General features: G+C 70.9%; 14 protein-coding genes. 5 read left to right on the top strand and 9 right to left on the bottom strand.

What is annotated here, in order from left to right:
• Window positions 1-11: 11 nt before the first annotated feature.
• On the bottom strand, window positions 12-953 hold the full coding sequence (locus tag ACFV9W_RS22205; protein WP_385763468.1) for a hypothetical protein: 942 nt from the start codon (window positions 951-953) through the stop codon (window positions 12-14).
• A gap of 281 nt (window positions 954-1,234) precedes the next feature.
• On the opposite strand from ACFV9W_RS22205, the gene ACFV9W_RS22200 reads away from it, so the two are divergent.
• Window positions 1,235-2,272, top strand: a complete 1,038-nt coding sequence (locus ACFV9W_RS22200) for a chitinase (RefSeq protein ID WP_385763466.1) — start codon at window positions 1,235-1,237, stop codon at window positions 2,270-2,272.
• A 63-nt stretch (window positions 2,273-2,335) separates the two neighbouring features.
• On the opposite strand, the gene ACFV9W_RS22195 is transcribed toward ACFV9W_RS22200, so the two are convergent.
• From ACFV9W_RS22195 to ACFV9W_RS22170, 6 genes are all read right to left on the bottom strand, one after another.
• Window positions 2,336-3,667, bottom strand: a complete 1,332-nt coding sequence (locus tag ACFV9W_RS22195; protein ID WP_385763464.1) for an Nramp family divalent metal transporter — start codon at window positions 3,665-3,667, stop codon at window positions 2,336-2,338.
• Between the two features lie 72 nt (window positions 3,668-3,739).
• A complete protein-coding gene (locus ACFV9W_RS22190) occupies window positions 3,740-4,264 on the bottom strand; it encodes a hypothetical protein (protein WP_385763462.1) in 525 nt (174 codons plus the stop codon).
• Window positions 4,265-4,348: 84 nt separating this feature from the next.
• A complete protein-coding gene (locus tag ACFV9W_RS22185; RefSeq protein ID WP_385763460.1) occupies window positions 4,349-5,830 on the bottom strand; it encodes a GntP family permease in 1,482 nt (493 codons plus the stop codon).
• Window positions 5,831-5,971: 141 nt separating this feature from the next.
• Window positions 5,972-6,382: a RidA family protein gene (locus tag ACFV9W_RS22180; protein ID WP_385763458.1), complete on the bottom strand. Its 411-nt coding sequence runs from the start codon at window positions 6,380-6,382 to the stop codon at window positions 5,972-5,974.
• 52 nt (window positions 6,383-6,434) lie between these two features.
• A complete protein-coding gene (locus ACFV9W_RS22175; RefSeq protein ID WP_385763456.1) occupies window positions 6,435-7,208 on the bottom strand; it encodes an IclR family transcriptional regulator in 774 nt (257 codons plus the stop codon).
• Complete coding sequence (locus tag ACFV9W_RS22170; RefSeq protein ID WP_385763705.1) at window positions 7,205-8,191, bottom strand: sugar kinase; 987 nt, start codon at window positions 8,189-8,191, stop codon at window positions 7,205-7,207. Before ACFV9W_RS22170 ends, ACFV9W_RS22175 begins: the two co-directional genes overlap by 4 nt.
• Before the next feature lie 253 nt (window positions 8,192-8,444).
• Here ACFV9W_RS22170 and ACFV9W_RS22165 point away from each other — a divergent pair, with 253 nt between their 5' ends.
• Window positions 8,445-9,716: an amino acid deaminase gene (locus ACFV9W_RS22165; RefSeq protein WP_385763703.1), complete on the top strand. Its 1,272-nt coding sequence runs from the start codon at window positions 8,445-8,447 to the stop codon at window positions 9,714-9,716.
• A gap of 227 nt (window positions 9,717-9,943) precedes the next feature.
• Window positions 9,944-11,548, top strand: a complete 1,605-nt coding sequence (locus tag ACFV9W_RS22160; RefSeq protein ID WP_385763454.1) for an amidohydrolase family protein — start codon at window positions 9,944-9,946, stop codon at window positions 11,546-11,548.
• Window positions 11,549-11,557: 9 nt separating this feature from the next.
• Here ACFV9W_RS22160 and ACFV9W_RS22155 read toward each other — a convergent pair whose 3' ends face one another.
• Together ACFV9W_RS22155 and ACFV9W_RS22150 are read right to left on the bottom strand one after the other, a co-directional pair.
• On the bottom strand, window positions 11,558-12,196 hold the full coding sequence (locus ACFV9W_RS22155; RefSeq protein ID WP_385763452.1) for a hypothetical protein: 639 nt from the start codon (window positions 12,194-12,196) through the stop codon (window positions 11,558-11,560).
• 76 nt (window positions 12,197-12,272) lie between these two features.
• A complete protein-coding gene (locus ACFV9W_RS22150; RefSeq protein ID WP_385763450.1) occupies window positions 12,273-12,890 on the bottom strand; it encodes an alpha-ketoglutarate-dependent dioxygenase AlkB in 618 nt (205 codons plus the stop codon).
• Window positions 12,891-13,141: 251 nt separating this feature from the next.
• On the opposite strand from ACFV9W_RS22150, the gene ACFV9W_RS22145 reads away from it, so the two are divergent.
• Window positions 13,142-14,353: a pyridoxal phosphate-dependent aminotransferase gene (locus ACFV9W_RS22145; protein WP_385763448.1), complete on the top strand. Its 1,212-nt coding sequence runs from the start codon at window positions 13,142-13,144 to the stop codon at window positions 14,351-14,353.
• Window positions 14,354-14,479: 126 nt separating this feature from the next.
• The gene (locus tag ACFV9W_RS22140; protein ID WP_385763701.1) at window positions 14,480-14,890 is read left to right on the top strand and encodes a hypothetical protein; all 411 of its coding nucleotides are present in this window, start codon (window positions 14,480-14,482) and stop codon (window positions 14,888-14,890) included.
• The last annotated feature ends 92 nt before the right edge of the window (window positions 14,891-14,982 follow it).

Below are 14,982 nucleotides of genomic sequence, written 5' to 3'. Positions count from 1 at the left end.
CGGTGGTGGGGTCAGTGGTGGCTCGAGCGTGGGAGCGCCGTTCGGGTGGAGCCCGCCGCCGGTGCGAGCGCGGAGCGCGCCGTCGCGCCCGTGCCCTCGGGTGGCGACTCGCCGGCCAGCGGTGCGGAGCAGAACCCGCAGCGGTCGCCGATGAGTTCGAGGCCGCACCAGTGGCACTGCTCGCGGCGGACCGATGAGACGAGTTGGTAGAGGACCGAGATGTCGGGGATCGCCGCCGCGAACTCCACGATCCGGCCGGGGCTGCCCGGTTTGCCCGTCGCCCACCAACGCGGCGAGTCGGCCGGCAGCCGCGTCCGCGACACGCCCTGGACGCGCCAGGCGGGGGCGAGGACGCCGGTGAGCCAGTCCGGGGTGTGCTGGCCGACGGCGTAGACCATGCGGGTGCCGAAGGCGGGTCCCGTGGGGGTCTCCGAGCCGGTCAGGCGCAGGAGTTGGGGCTGCGGTGAGGCGACCACCGCGAACTGGGCGTTCGGTGACCAGGACTTCGCGTGCGCCTTCAGGGAGACCGGGACCCGGTCCAGTTTCGTGACCGAGCCGACGACCGCGCCCGCGTGCACGTAGTGCGCGAGCAGGCGGGCCGAGGAGGCGAGCACCCCGGGGCTGAAGTCGCAGATCGACAACTGGCGCAATTGCAGCGCCAGGACGGCGATGCCGAGGGGCGGGAGCGCGGGGCGGAGGATCGCCATTCGGTCGGTTTCCAGCACCGAACGGATCGAATGCAGACGGTGCACGGTCGTGTCCGGCGCCGAGTCCGGGCAGAGCACGATCACGTATCCGTGCTGTTCGATCAGCGTGTGGACGTCGGTCAGGGCCCGGTCGAGCGGGTACTTCTGCTGCGGTTCGCCCACGGGCAGCACGGTGGCGGTCGGTGTGTGCCGGTCCGGTGAGGCGAGGACCAGGTCGGGGTCGGTCACGGCTATGGCGGTCGGCACGCGTGAACCCCCCGGTCGTCGCTCTGCGTCCCTCCAGCGGCACCTCGCGGTGCCATTGCTCCAGCACCATATCCACGCAGCCGCCCCGCAACACCCCACTTCGCACTGTTCACGGGGCGATCGGAGCGGTCCCGTGGCCGGTTGGCGAAGAAGTGCCGGTGACAACCCTTGACAAGTTCAATGGTCTGGACCAGCTTGTACGGCCAGCAGCTGCTTCCCCAACTCCCCCCACATCTCCCCCACTTCGGTGCCGGGAGCCCTCCCCCCACTTGGAGGAAGAAATGGCGCATTCCTATCGCAGACGGTCCCGGATGGGCGCACTTCTTGGCGCGTTCACAGCGGCGGCGCTCGCCGTGGGCGCTCTCGCCACGACCAGTACGGCCGATGCGGCGAGTACGGGTGGCGCGGTGAGCACGGCGAAGAGTTCCGCGGCCGCCGTCCCGGCGCACGCCGTCACCGGGTACTGGCAGAACTTCGACAACGGCGCGACCGTGCAGAAACTCGCCGATGTCCCCGACGCGTACGACATCGTTGCCATCGCCTTCGCCGACGCCACGGCGACGCCCGGCGCCGTCGACTTCACGCTCGACTCGGCGGGGCTCGGCGGCTACACGGAGGACGCCTTCAAGGCCGACATCAAGGCCAAGCAGGCGGCCGGGAAGTCCGTGATCATCTCGATCGGCGGCGAGAAGGGCACCATCCAGGTCAACGACGCGGCCTCCGCGGGCAACTTCGCCGACTCCGTGTACGCGCTCATGCAGGAGTACGGCTTCGACGGCGTCGACATCGACCTGGAGAACGGGCTCAACTCGACGTACATGTCGCAGGCGTTGAAGTCGCTCGCCGGGAAGGCGGGGGACGGCTTCGTGCTCACCATGGCGCCGCAGACCATCGACATGCAGTCGACCTCGGCCGAGTACTTCAAGACCGCCCTGGCCGTGAAGGACATCCTCACCGTCGTCAACATGCAGTACTACAACAGCGGTTCGATGCTGGGCTGCGACGGCAAGGTCTACAGCCAGGGGACGGTGGACTTCCTCACCGCCCTCGCCTGCATCCAGCTGGAGGGCGGGCTCGACCCCTCGCAGGTCGGCATCGGCACGCCGGCCTCGTCGAGCGCGGCGGGCGGCGGGTATGTGGCGCCTTCCGTCGTGAACGACGCGCTCGACTGCCTCACCAAGGGCACGAACTGCGGTTCGTTCAAGCCGTCGAAGACCTACTCGGGCCTGCGCGGCGCGATGACCTGGTCGACCAACTGGGACGCCAGCTCCGGCAACGCGTGGTCCTCGGCCGTCGGACCGCACGTCGACGGCCTGTAGCCCCCGCGCGGGCAGCGCCACCGCTCCCCCGGCGGCGCTGCCCGCACCCGGGCCCCGTACGGATCAGAAGAACTCCGACCAGGGCTGGTCCCAGATCTGCTTCACGCACAGGACGACGAACAGCAGGCCCGCGAGCGTCAGCATGCTGTTGCTCAGCCAGCCGTTGCGCCAACTGGCGGGCGTACGCGAGGAGTTCAGGAGCCAGACCAGGGTGAGCGCCAGGAACGGCATGAAGGCCGCGCCCAGGACTCCGTAGATGATGACCAGGCGGAACGGCTGGCCCTGGAAGAGCAGGATGATCGGCGGGAACGTCATCCACAGCAGGAACGCGCGGAACGGCCAGCCCTTCTCGCGGTCGCCGCGCGCCACTTCCTCGCCGGTGACGACGCGGGAGAGCCGGTAGCGCTCGACGAAGTCGGCGAACATCAGGCTCACGCCGTGCCAGACGCCGATCAGCGAGGTGAAGGACGTCGCGAAGAAGCCGACCAGGAAGAGCTTCGCCGTCGCCGTGCCGTACTCGGCCTCCAGGATCTTAGAGAGGTCGACGAGCCCCTTGTCGCCCTCGGCGATCGCCGTGTGCGACGCGTGCAGCAGTTCCGCGCCGACGAACAGCATCGCCACGACGAAGATGCCGGTGGTGATGTACGCGACCCGGTTGTCGAGGCGCATCACCTTCATCCAGGAGGTGTTGGTCCAGCCCTTCGCGTTGACCCAGTAGCCGTAGGCGGCGAGCGTGATCGTGCCGCCGACGCCGCCGATCAGGCCCAGCGTGTTGAGGATCGAGTCCTTCTCGTCGGGGAGGACCGGGAGCAGGCCCGCGAACGCGTCGCCGAGGTTCGGGGTGACGCGGATCGCCAGATAGACGGTGACGACGAACATGACGCCGACGAGCACCGTCATGACCTTCTCGAAGACGCTGTACTTGTTCAGCCAGACGAAGACCAGGCCGACCACGCCGGACAGGATCGCCCACGGCTTGATCGACCAGTCGGCCGGGAACACGTCGGGGAACAGCGCCTGGAGCGGCAGTCCGCTCGACGACATCGCCGCCGCGCCGTACACGAAGCCCCAGATCACCACGTAGATCACGAAGAAGTACGTGGTCCACTTGCCGAGGCTCGCCCAGCCGTCGAAGAGGGTGCGGCCCGTGGCCAGGTGCCAGCGGCCCGCCGCCTCCGCGAGGCTGATCTTGACGAGGCAGCCGAGGACGGCGGCCCAGAGCAGGGTGTAGCCGAAGTTGCTGCCCGCGATGAGGGTGGCGACGAGGTCGCCCGCCCCGACACCCGTCGCGGCGACGACGATGCCGGGGCCGATGTATTTCCAACTGGATTTGCGGGGGCCTGGGTCGGAGGAGGTGGTGCTGCCGGTTCCTGGGGTGCCCGTGGTGTCCGCCATGAACACCAAGGGTGCGCAAAGCGGCGCCGCTGGCAAGAGGCCCGTCAGGAACTCACCCCTCGAAGCAGGAACTCACTCCTCGAAGTACGTGTCCAGCGCCTTGTCCAGCTGGTCCGTCCACTCGGTGAGGCGGGCCTTGTCGGGGGCCTCGACGTCGTTCGGGAACCAGCGGCTGTTGGGCATGTGGACCGTCACCGTGAGGCGCTTGCGCGTGGTGCCGAACTCGACCGCGCTGATCTCGTCCCAGGTGAAGTCGGCCTCCTGGTCGTCCAGCGTGAAGCGGACGCCCTTCGCGTCGACGGTGATGGAGCCGCGGCGGTCCTTGGCCTCCATGACGGGGCCGTCGGCGTCGGCCTCGGCCTCCGCTGCGACCTCTTCGGCCTCCTCGACCTCCTCGGCCGCTTCGGCCGCTTCGGCCACTTCGGCCGCTTCCGGCTCTTCGGGCTCCGGCGTCACCTCCTTCGCCGGTTCCGTGGCCTCCGTGGCCTCCTCGGCCTCCGGCTCCCGGACAGGGGGCGTCAGGCCGGGGATGTGAGCCGGGTCGAAGCCGGCACCGGTGACGGGCGTGACCTTCTCGTTCTCCATACGCTGCTCCACGGGCGGAAGTATGGCGGACAAGCCTGTGCCGCACCTCCCCCAGGGGTGGGTGCGGCACAGGCTCGGGGCGCTGGGCGCGGGGCGCTAGACGAAGAAGCTGAGCACCAGCGCGACCACGAACCCGGCGATCGAGAGGACCGATTCCAGGACCGTCCACGTGCGCAGGGTGTCCCGCTCGGAGATCCCGAAGTACTTGGAGACCATCCAGAAGCCGCCGTCGTTGACGTGCGAGGCGAAGATGGAGCCCGCCGAGATCGCCATGATGACGAGGGCCGTGTACGGCTGCGAGTAGTCGCCGGCCTGGAGCAGCGGGCCGACGATGCCGGCCGTGGTGACGATGGCGACCGTCGCCGAACCCTGCGCGACGCGCAGCACCAGCGAGATCAGATACGCGAGGACCATGATCGGCAGGCCGATGCTGCTGAACGTGTCGGACAGCGCCTGCGCGATGCCGCTGGCCTGCAGGACGGCGCCGAAGACCCCGCCCGCGCCGACGACGAGCAGGATGTTGGCGACCGGCTTCAGGGAAGCGGTGGACACCGTCTCCAGGGACTTGCGGGACCAGCCGCGGCGCAGGCCGAGCAGGTAGTAGGCGGCGAACAGCGCGATGGTGAGCGCCACGAACGGGTTGCCGAAGAACTCGATGACCGAGCGGGCCGTGGAGGGGTCCATGGCGATCGAGGAGAAGGTGGCGGCCAGGATCAGCACCAGCGGGATGGCGATGATCGTGAAGACGAGGCCGAGCGGGACCGGGTCCTCGCGGGGCGTGATGCCGTCCTTGCGCTGCTCCTCGGCGAGCGCGGCCTTCGCCTCGTCGGCGGCCTCGACCATGTCCTGCGGCACGGGCACGAAGATCTTCTTGCCGATCCAGGCGGACCAGGCCCAGGCGGCGAGCACGGCCGGGATGCCGCAGACGATGCCCATGAGGATGACCCAGCCGAGGTCGACGCGGAGCAGACCGGCCGCGGCGACGGGCCCCGGGTGCGGGGGCAGGAACGCGTGCGTCATCGACAGGCCGGCGAGCAGCGGCATGCAGTAGAGGACGATCGACTTGCCGCCGCGCTTGGCGGCCGCGTAGACGATCGGCGCGAGCACGAAGATGCCGACGTCGAAGAAGACGGGGATGCCGAAGATCAGGCCGGTGAGGCCCATCGCGAGCGGGGCGCGCTTCTCCCCGAAGAGGTTGATCAGGCGGGACGCGAGTACTTCGGCGCCGCCGGACACCTCGAGGATCGCGCCGAGCATGGTGCCCAGGCCGATGATGATCGCGATATGGCCGAGGGTGCCGCCCATTCCGTCCTCGATGACGGAGGTGGCGGCGGACTTCTGGACGGTGCCGAAGAGTTCCGTGACGGAGAGGCCGGCCGCGAGGCCGACGGCGATGGAGACCGTCAGGAGGGCCACGAAGGGCTGCAGCCTGGCCTTGATGATCAGGAAGAGCAGCAGCACGATGCCGAGCACGGCGGCGGTGAGCAGGCCGGCGGTGCCGGGTATCAGGAGGAGCAGACCACCGGTGTGCTCTGGCTGGTCCGCGGCGGCGGACGCGAGGGTGGCGTACGGGGACATCGTTGACCTCGTAAGTACATGGGGGAGTGTGGGGCGTTTCCAGCGTTTCCAGGCAGGAGGGATCGCGGTGCGGCCCCCTCGGGGGCGGCCGCACCGTGACGACGTGCGCGATTCAGATGGAGCCCGGTGGGCTCAGGGGGCTCAGCTCAGGACGGCGAGCGCGTCGATCTCGATGAGCAGGCCCTTGGGCAGACCGACGTAGACGGTCGTGCGGGCGGCGGGGGCCTCCTTGAGGCCCTGGCCCTCGAAATACTCGTTGTAGATGGCGTTCATCTCGGCGAAGTGGTCGACGTCCGTCAGGTAGACGCGCATCATCATGACGTCGTCCCAGCTCGCGCCGCCCTCTTCGAGGATCGCCTTGACGTTGGCGAAGGTCTGGAGGGTCTGCTCCTTGAGGGTCGGGCCCGCGGGGGTCGGGGCCTTGCCCTCCTCGGCCGGCAGGAAGCCGACCTGGCCTGCGACCTGAAGGATGTTGCCCTTCTTGACGCCGTGCGAGAACTTCGCCGGCGGGGTGGTGTGGGTGGCGGGCGTGAGGGCGGTCTTCTCAGACATGTGAACTGGCTTTCTTTTGAGGGGTGTTACTGAGGGGTGCTACTGAGGGGTGTTACTGAGGGGGGCTTGCCGGGGACTGCTTCGCGGGGGTGCCGGAGTAGTCCCTGCTGATGGCTTCCGCCGTGCGGCGCACCAGCGGGAGCAGGGTGAGGAGTTCCTCTGCGGTGACGACGACGTTCGGCGCGGAGACCGACATGGCGGCGACGACCCGGCCGTCCGCGCCGCGGATGGGGGCGCCGACGCAGTTGATGGACTCCTCGTGGCCACCGAGGTCGGTGGCCCAGCCCTGTTCGCGCACCTTCTCCAGCTCCCGCAGGAACGCTGCGGCGTTGGGGGTCGAACGGGCCGTGTACATGGGGTAGTCGAGCTTCTCCGCGAGGGCGCGGCGCTCGGCCTCGGAGAGGTCGGCGAGCAGCAGCTTGGCGACGGCGGCCACGGTGATGGCGACCGGCTTGCCGACGCGCGAGTACATGCGCACCGGGTAGCGGCTCTCGACCTTGTCGATGTAGAGGACCTCGTTCTCCGCGTACACCGCGAGGTGGACGGTGTGCCCGACCTTCTCGTTGAGTTCGACGAGGTGTGCGTGGGCGATCTCGCGGACGTCGAGGTTCTCGACGGCTTCCTGGGCGAGCGCGAAGAGGCGGGCGCCGAGCCGGTAGCGCTGGTCGGTCTGGCGGTAGACCAGGCCGTGCTCGTGCAGCGTCCTCAGCAGGCGCAGCGCCGTGGACTTGTGCACCCCGAGACGGTCGGCGACCTGTCCCAGGTCGGCGGGTCCCTCGGCGAGCAGCGGCAGGATGCTGAGCGCGCGGTCGACGGTCTGGCTCATGGCGTACGTACCTCCTCGTCCGCCCCGTCGTCGGCTGCTGCCCAACCGGGGCCGACGTGCAGTGTCCCCCACCGGTCCGCGTCGAGGCCGACCAGGCGGTCCGCCCGGGCGCGGCTCGGCGGGGCGGCGAGGTCACCGGGCTCGGTGAGGGCGACGGCGGCCCAGAGGTGGCCGTGCCGCAGCCGTTCGGCGACGGGCAGTCCGCGCAGGGTGGCGGAGAGGAATCCGGCGGCGAAGGCGTCGCCCGCGCCCACGGCGGCGACGACGTCGACGCGCGGCGAGGGCTCCTCGTGGCGTCCGTCGGCGTCGTACGCGACCGCTCCGTCGGCGCCGCGCTTGACGACGAGCAGCGCCGGTTCGGGCAGCGCGTCGCGGATGGCGTCGGGGCCGCCGGTGATGCCCCAGGCGTCCTCGGCCTCGTCGTCGCCGACGAACACGATGTCGGCGCCGCGCGCGAGTTCCAGGAGCACCTCGGGGCCCTCGGCCGACCCGGCCCACAGGCCGGGCCGGTAGTTGACGTCGAAGGAGACGAGGGGGCGGCCGGCGCGCGGGGCGGTCAGCTCGCGCAGCAGGCCGAGGCAACTGCCGGAGAGCGCGGCGGTGATCCCGGACAGGTGCAGGATCCGGCCGGAGCGCAGCGCGTCCAGGTCCAGGTTGGCCGTGGACATCGCGGAGGCGGCGGACCCGGCGCGGTAGTAGGCGACCTCGTGGGCGGCGGTGGCCCGGTCGCCCGCGGTGCGGAAGTAGATGCCGGTGGGCCGGTGCAGATCGCGGCGGACGGCGGAGGTGTCGACGCCGTACGCGCCGATGGCCTCCACGAGGTGGTCGCCGAAGCCGTCGGCGCCGACCCGGCTGACCCAGGCGGAGCGGTGCCCGGCGGCTGCCAGGACGCACGCCACGTTGGACTCGGCGCCGCCGATCCCGCGATCGAACGAGGGCACGTCGGCGAGCCGCCCGGGGACGGTGGGCCGGAACGTGACCATGGACTCGCCGAGCGCGACTACATCGGCGCCATCGACGACATCGCCGGCGCTGGTCGGTACTGCGGGTCCGGTGGCGGTCACGGTGGGTCGCACTCCTCGCGGCAGGGGTCTTCGGGCTCCGTTGACCCGACATTGGCTCGGATGTTAGACAGCATGAAGCGACATACGCAATGACCGTTGCAAATGGTGCAACGGGCTGCCTGGAGGAGGCGCCGTGACCGCCCAGAACGCCGACAATGCCGTCGAGCGCCGTATCGCTCGTCTTGAGGAGCTGGCGACGGAGCGGGTGGACTTCCGCTTCAAGGGACTGCCGCCCGAGGCGGACGGCGCGACGGTCGGCGAGCTGGCCGCCCGCCGCCTGAACCTCTTCACGGACGGCTTCACCACGCCCGTCCTCGCCCTCTCCGCCGAGCGCCTGGAGCACAACCTCGCGCTCATGGAGGCCTATTCGGCCCGGCACGGCCTCGCCTTCGCCCCGCACGGCAAGACGTCGATGGCCCCGCAGCTCTTCCACCGGCAGCTGGAGCACGGCGCGTGGGGCATCACCCTCGCGGTGCCGCACCAGGTGCGCGTGGCAAGGGAGTTCGGCATCGACCGGATCTTCCTGGCGAACGAGCTGGTCGACCCGTCGGCGCTGCGCTGGCTCTCCAAGGAGCTCGACGCCGACCCGTCCTTCCGCTTCATCTGCTACGTCGACTCCGTGCGCGGCGTCGAATTGATGCAGGCCGCGCTCGCCGAGGCCGGCGCGGGCCGCCCGGTCGACGTCGTGGTGGAGCTGGGCGCGGGCGACGGCGCGCGCACCGGCGCCCGCTCCGAGGCGGACTGCGCGGAGATCGCGGACGCGGTTGCCTCGGCCGACAAGCTGCGCCTGGCCGGTGTCGCGGGTTACGAGGGCGAGGTGCCGGACGCCGACGGCGAGCGGGTGCGCGCCTGGCTGCGCCGCCTCGTGACGCTCGCGGCGGACTTCGACAAGGCGGGGCGCTTCTCCGGCCTCGACGAGATCGTGGTGAGCGCGGGCGGCTCCGCGTGGTTCGACGCGGTGGCGGACGTGTTCGCCGAGATCCCCGAACTGAGCGTCCCTGTCCTGAAGTTGCTGCGCTCCGGCGCGTACGTCTCGCACGACGACGGGCACTACCGGCACCTGACCCCGTTCAACCGGGTCCCGGAGGAGGGTGCCCTTGAGCCCGCGTTCCGGCTGTGGGCGCAGTTCGTATCCCGGCCGAACGACGGGCAGGCGTTCACCAACGCGGGCAAGCGGGACGCCGCGTACGACATCGACCTGCCCGAGGCACAGGTCGTGCGGGACGCGCGGACCGGCGAGGTGCGCGAGGCCACGGGTGTCGCGGTGACCGGGCTCTCCGACCAGCACGGATGGGTTCGTACGGAGCCGGGCGCCGACGTCGAGGTGGGCGACTGGCTCGGCATGGGTCTTTCGCACCCGTGCACGTCCTTCGACAAGTGGCAGCTGATCCCCCTGGTGGAATCGGACGGCACGGTCGTGGACTACATCCGCACGTACTTCTAGGCACCCGTCGACCTCGGCCCGCACCGCCGCCCAGGCCGCGGGGCTCCGCCCCGGACCCCGCGGGCTCTCGTCCGACAAGCGGGCTTGATCATGCCGCCCCCGCCTTGGGCAATCTGCCGCCTTGGGCGGCAGGGTGGGCAAGGCGGCACCCCGGTGCCGCACGCCGACACGACGGCCCCAACCCCGACACGGCAGAACCGCACCATCCGCCCCAGAGAGGCACCCCCATGGACCTGGTCATCCGCGACGCCCGCGTCATCGACGGCAGCGGCGACTCCTCGTACCGCGCCGACGTGGCCGTGAAGGACGGCCGGATCGCCGAGATCCGACGTGAAGGGGACGGCCCCCGCCCCAGCGGCACCCGCACCATCGAGGCCGAAGGCCTCGTCCTCTCCCCCGGCTTCATCGACATGCACGCGCACAGCGACCTCGCCGTGCTCCGCGACCCGGACCACAGCGCGAAGGCCGCCCAGGGCGTCACCCTCGAAGTCCTCGGCCAGGACGGCCTCTCCTACGCCCCCGTGGACGACCGCACCCTCGCCCAGGTCCGCCAGGCCATCACCGGCTGGAACGGCGACGGCTCGGACATCGACTTCGACTGGCGCACGGTCGGCGAGTACCTGGACCGCATCGACCGGCAGGGCATCGCGGTGAACGCCGCGTACCTGATCCCGCAGGGCACCGTCCGGATGTACGCCGTCGGCTGGGACGACCGGGACGCCACCCCGGCCGAGCTGGACCACATGAAGCGGCTCGTCGCCGAGGGCATGGAGCAGGGCGCCGTAGGAATGTCCTCCGGGCTGACCTACACCCCGGGCATGTACGCCAAGGACGCCGAACTCACCGAGCTGTGCCGGGTCGTGGCCCAGTACGACGGCTACTACTGCCCGCACCACCGCAGTTACGGCGCCGGCGCGCTCGACGCGTACCGGGAGATGGTGGAGCTGACCCGCACCGCGGGCTGCTCCCTGCACCTCGCGCACGCCACCATGAACTTCGGCGTGAACAAGGGCAAGGGCGTCGACCTGCTGGCCCTCCTCGACGGGGCCATCGCGGACGGCGCCGACATCAGCCTCGACACGTACCCGTACACCCCCGGCGCGACGACGCTCGTGGCGATGCTGCCGAGCTGGGCCAACGAGGGGGGCCCCGACGCCACCCTCGCGCGGCTCAAGGACGACGAGACGGCCGAGCGGATCCGCCACCACGTGGAGGAGATCGGCGCGGACGGCTGCCACGGCGTACCGATCGAGTGGGACAAGATCGAGATCTCGGGCGTCTCCGACCCGGGCCTCGCGTCCTGCGTCGGCAAGACGGTCGCGCAGGCCGCCGCCGAGCGCGGCGAGGCCCCGTGGGTCACCGCGCGCCGCCTGCTGATCAGCGACAAGCTCGGCTCGTCGATCCTCCAGCACGTCGGCCACGAGGAGAACGTGCGGGCGATCATGCAGCACCCGGTGCACACCGGTGGCAGCGACGGCATCCTCCAGGGCTACAAGCCGCACCCGCGCGCGTACGGCACGTTCCCGCACTACCTCGGCCACTACGCCCGCGACCTCGGCGTCATGTCGCTCGAGGAGACGGTCGCCCATCTGACCTCGCGTCCGGCGGCCCGCCTGCGCCTGCCGGACCGCGGCCTGGTCCGCGAGGGCTACCGCGCCGACCTGGTCCTCTTCGACCCGGAGACGGTGGCGGCGGGCTCCACGTTCGAGGCGCCGCGGACGCTGCCGGTCGGCATCCCGCACGTCCTCGTCGACGGAAAGTTCGTGATCGAGGACGGCAAGCGCACGGACGTCCTCGCGGGCCGTTCGGTGCGCAGGACCGTCAGCGGCTGAGCGCCGCCGTCACTTGGGGCCCTTTCCGGCTCCCGGTGAGGTGTTCCCCCGTCCGGGGTTGTTCCCGGAGTTCCCCCGGGCGGGTGCGGTGGTGGACGCCGTGGCCGTGGGCGCCGCGGTCGTGGACGTCGACGGCGAGGCGGCCGGGTCCGCGGCCTTCTCCTTCGCCGAGGGTCCGGCCGTGCCGGTCGGCGTGGCGGACGGGCCGGGCCGCGAAACGGAGCCGCTCGGGTCGGGCGCGGGGCCCGTCGACGCGGGCGCCGAGTGCTCGGCCCGCTGCTTCCTGGCGTCCTCGTCGCCGCTCCAGGGCAGCGGCCCGCTCGACGGATCCGACCCGAACAGCCCGGTGACGACGGCGCCGAGAAAGACGACACAGACACCCCCGAGCGTGACGCCGCCGACCCGCATGAGGCGGCGCCGACGGCCGGAGCCGCCGGCGAACACCGCGTTGTCGCGCGCGTGCGCGGGCCCCTTGGCCGGTACGCGCGGGAGCGGGGCCGTGTCGCCCGCGGCGTCGGCCGGCTCCTGCCAGCCGTGCGCGGCGGCCGGATCCACGTACCCGTCGTACGCGTGGGCCGCCCTGTCCGGGTCGTAGACGACGCCGGGAACGACGGGCTCGTCACCGGGACGAGGGTGCTGCGAGGACATGAGGGCGAAGTGTAGGGACTGTGGGGGTCCCTGGGACAGCCGTCGGCGATACCTTCACAGACCGCGCGAACCGGCCTCAACGCACCCCGTGCGGCCGGAACTGGACACTGATCCGGCCCCCGGCCGCGCGGGCCGACTTGGGGATCGCGTGCTCCCAGGTCCGCTGGCAGGACCCGCCCATGACGATCAGATCGCCGTGCCCGAGCGCCCTGCGCACGACAGGACCGCCACCGACGGGCCGCAGCGCGAGGTCGCGCGGCGTGCCCACCGACAGGATGGCGACCATCGTGTCCTCACGGGCGCCGCGCCCGATCCGGTCACCGTGCCAGGCGACACTGTCCCGCCCGTCCCGGTAGTGGCACAGGCCCGCCGTGCTGAACGGCTCGCCCAACTCCCGCGCGTAGTGCGCCGACAGCGCGTCCCGCGCCGCGTCGAGCACGGGGTGCGGCAGCCGCTCCCCCGCCCCGTAGAACTTGAGCAGCCGCGGCACGTCGACCATCCGCTCGTACATCTGCCGCCGCTCGGCCTTCCAGGGCACACGGGTCGCGAGGTGCTCGTACACCTCATCGGCCCCACCCAGCCACCCCGGCAACACATCGATCCAGGCCCCGTCCCCGAGCACGGTGCGACGCACATCGTCGAGCGGCCCGAGCGCCACCGCCTCCCCCTGGTCGAACAGCGATCCCTGAAGCATGTCTCCACCGTAACCAATGTTTCGAACATTCGCTCGATTAGTCGCTCCGTGCCGCCCGTGCGGGCGAGGGCGTGGCCCATCTCACCCACCCCGCCGACCCGCCCCATCAAAGCCGCGCCCACCCCGGAACCCGCCGTTCCGGAGGTATCCGGCACCCCGTGCCACCGCATCCGTAACCGGCGCCGCCGGGACCGCTCCAGCGGCCGACAAAGGGTGCGCGGCATTCCGAAACGCGGCCGTAAAGTTTGGGGATGCAGCTCATCCAGTCGACCAAGCTCTCCAACGTCTGCTACGAGATCCGGGGCCCGGTTCTCGAGGAAGCGATGCGGCTGGAGGCGGCAGGGCACCGCATCCTGAAGCTCAACACCGGCAACCCGGCGGCGTTCGGCTTCGAGTGCCCGCCCGAGATCCTCGAGGACATGCTCCGCAACCTCGGGGACGCGCACGGCTACGGCGACGCCAAGGGCCTGCTCGCCGCCCGCCGCGCCGTGATGATGCACTACCAGACCCTCGGCGTGGAGACCGACGTCGAGCACGTCTTCATCGGCAACGGCGTCTCCGAGCTGATCGTGATGGCCATGCAGGGGCTGCTCGACGACGGCGACGAGGTGCTCGTACCGGCGCCCGACTATCCACTGTGGACCGCCGCCGTCTCGCTCTCCGGCGGCACCGCCGTGCACTACCGCTGCGACGAGCAGTCGGACTGGATGCCGGACCTCGCCGACATCGAGCGCAAGGTGACCGACCGCACCAAGGCGATCGTCGTCATCAACCCCAACAACCCCACCGGCGCCGTATACAGCGACGAGATGCTGCGCGGCATCACCGACATCGCCCGCCGCCACAACCTCCTCGTCTGCTCCGACGAGATCTACGACAAGATCCTCTACGACGGCGCCACGCACACCCCGACCGCCGCCATCGCCCCGGACCTGATGACGCTCACCTTCAACGGCATGTCGAAGGCGTACCGCGTGGCCGGCTACCGGGTGGGGTGGATGGCGATCTCCGGGCCGCGCGCGCACGCGGAGTCGTACATCGAGGGCCTCACGATCCTCGCCAACATGCGCCTGTGCGCGAACATGCCGGGCCAGCACGGCGTCGTCGCGGCGCTCAGCGGACGCCAGACGGTGAACGATCTGGTGCTGCCCGGCGGGCGCCTCAAGGAGCAGCGGGACGTCGCGTACGAGCTGCTGACGCAGATCCCCGGCGTGACGTGCGTGAAGCCGAAGGGCGCGCTGTACCTGTTCCCGCGCCTCGACCCGAAGGTCTTCAAGGTCAAGGACGACCGGCAGATGGTGCTCGACCTGCTGCGGGCCGAGAAGATCATGGTGGTGCACGGCACCGGCTTCAACTGGCCGGAGCCCGACCACTTCCGCGTCGTCACACTGCCCGACACCCGGCAGCTGACGGAGGCGGTCACCCGGATCGGGAACTTCCTGGACGGGTACAGCCAGCCGTGACGGCGCTGCGCCAGTCGTGACAGCACTACTCCAGTCGTGACACTCCTACTTTGGACAGGTTCTAACTTAGACACGATCTAAGGTACGATGGAGGCCAAGCTGACACGCATGCCCTGGAGGCCCCCCATGTACGAGCCGATCCGCACCAAGTCGGTCCACTCGACGGCGGCCGACAGCGGCGAATTCCCGCACCGCTCCCGCGAGGAGGAGCTGGACATCCAGCTCGCCGGGCACCTGAGCGCGCTGCTCGCGATCACCGACGAGCTGCGCGCACTGGGCCCTTCGGCCGACCTGGACGAGGCGGCCGACGCACTGGCCGCACAGGTCGCCCGGCTCCGCGGCGGCCACACCCCGGTCCGCTCGGCCGTGGCGGCCTCGGTCCACGAGCCGCACGTCGCATCGCTGCACCAGCGGGCGCACGCCCTCGCGGGCCGCGCCCTGGTGGTCGCGGCGTCCCGCGCGGACACGGCGGCCGCGATCCTGGCGGCGCGGCGCATGGAGGCGCACGCCTCCGCGGGGGATCTCGTCGCTGTGTGACCGACGTGAACATGCAGACATGAAGAAGGGGGGGGGGGGGCCCCGCCCCCCCGGGTAAATTGACAACGCGCAATACCCGCCCGGGCCCCCAC

The sequence above is a fragment of the Streptomyces sp. NPDC059897 genome, assembly GCF_042730865.1.
Classification (GTDB): Bacteria; Actinomycetota; Actinomycetes; order Streptomycetales; family Streptomycetaceae; genus Streptomyces.
The sequence above is the reverse complement of the archived record's forward strand: the minus strand, read 5'-3'. Positions and strand labels throughout refer to the sequence as shown.

Bases quoted from the DNA above. Each gene is read 5' to 3' on its own strand.
- ACFV9W_RS22170 (WP_385763705.1), bottom strand. From the start codon at position 8,191: ATGGTCACGTTCCGGCCCACCGTCCCCGGGCGGCTCGCCGACGTGCCC.
- ACFV9W_RS22195 (WP_385763464.1), bottom strand. From the start codon at position 3,667: ATGGCGGACACCACGGGCACCCCAGGAACCGGCAGCACCACCTCCTCC.
- ACFV9W_RS22175 (WP_385763456.1), bottom strand. From the start codon at position 7,208: ATGAGCCAGACCGTCGACCGCGCGCTCAGCATCCTGCCGCTGCTCGCC.
- ACFV9W_RS22150 (WP_385763450.1), bottom strand. From the start codon at position 12,890: ATGCTTCAGGGATCGCTGTTCGACCAGGGGGAGGCGGTGGCGCTCGGG.
- ACFV9W_RS22140 (WP_385763701.1), top strand. From the start codon at position 14,480: ATGTACGAGCCGATCCGCACCAAGTCGGTCCACTCGACGGCGGCCGAC.
- ACFV9W_RS22160 (WP_385763454.1), top strand. From the start codon at position 9,944: ATGGACCTGGTCATCCGCGACGCCCGCGTCATCGACGGCAGCGGCGAC.
- ACFV9W_RS22180 (WP_385763458.1), bottom strand. From the start codon at position 6,382: ATGTCTGAGAAGACCGCCCTCACGCCCGCCACCCACACCACCCCGCCG.
- ACFV9W_RS22155 (WP_385763452.1), bottom strand. From the start codon at position 12,196: ATGTCCTCGCAGCACCCTCGTCCCGGTGACGAGCCCGTCGTTCCCGGC.
- ACFV9W_RS22185 (WP_385763460.1), bottom strand. From the start codon at position 5,830: ATGTCCCCGTACGCCACCCTCGCGTCCGCCGCCGCGGACCAGCCAGAG.
- ACFV9W_RS22200 (WP_385763466.1), top strand. From the start codon at position 1,235: ATGGCGCATTCCTATCGCAGACGGTCCCGGATGGGCGCACTTCTTGGC.
- ACFV9W_RS22145 (WP_385763448.1), top strand. From the start codon at position 13,142: ATGCAGCTCATCCAGTCGACCAAGCTCTCCAACGTCTGCTACGAGATC.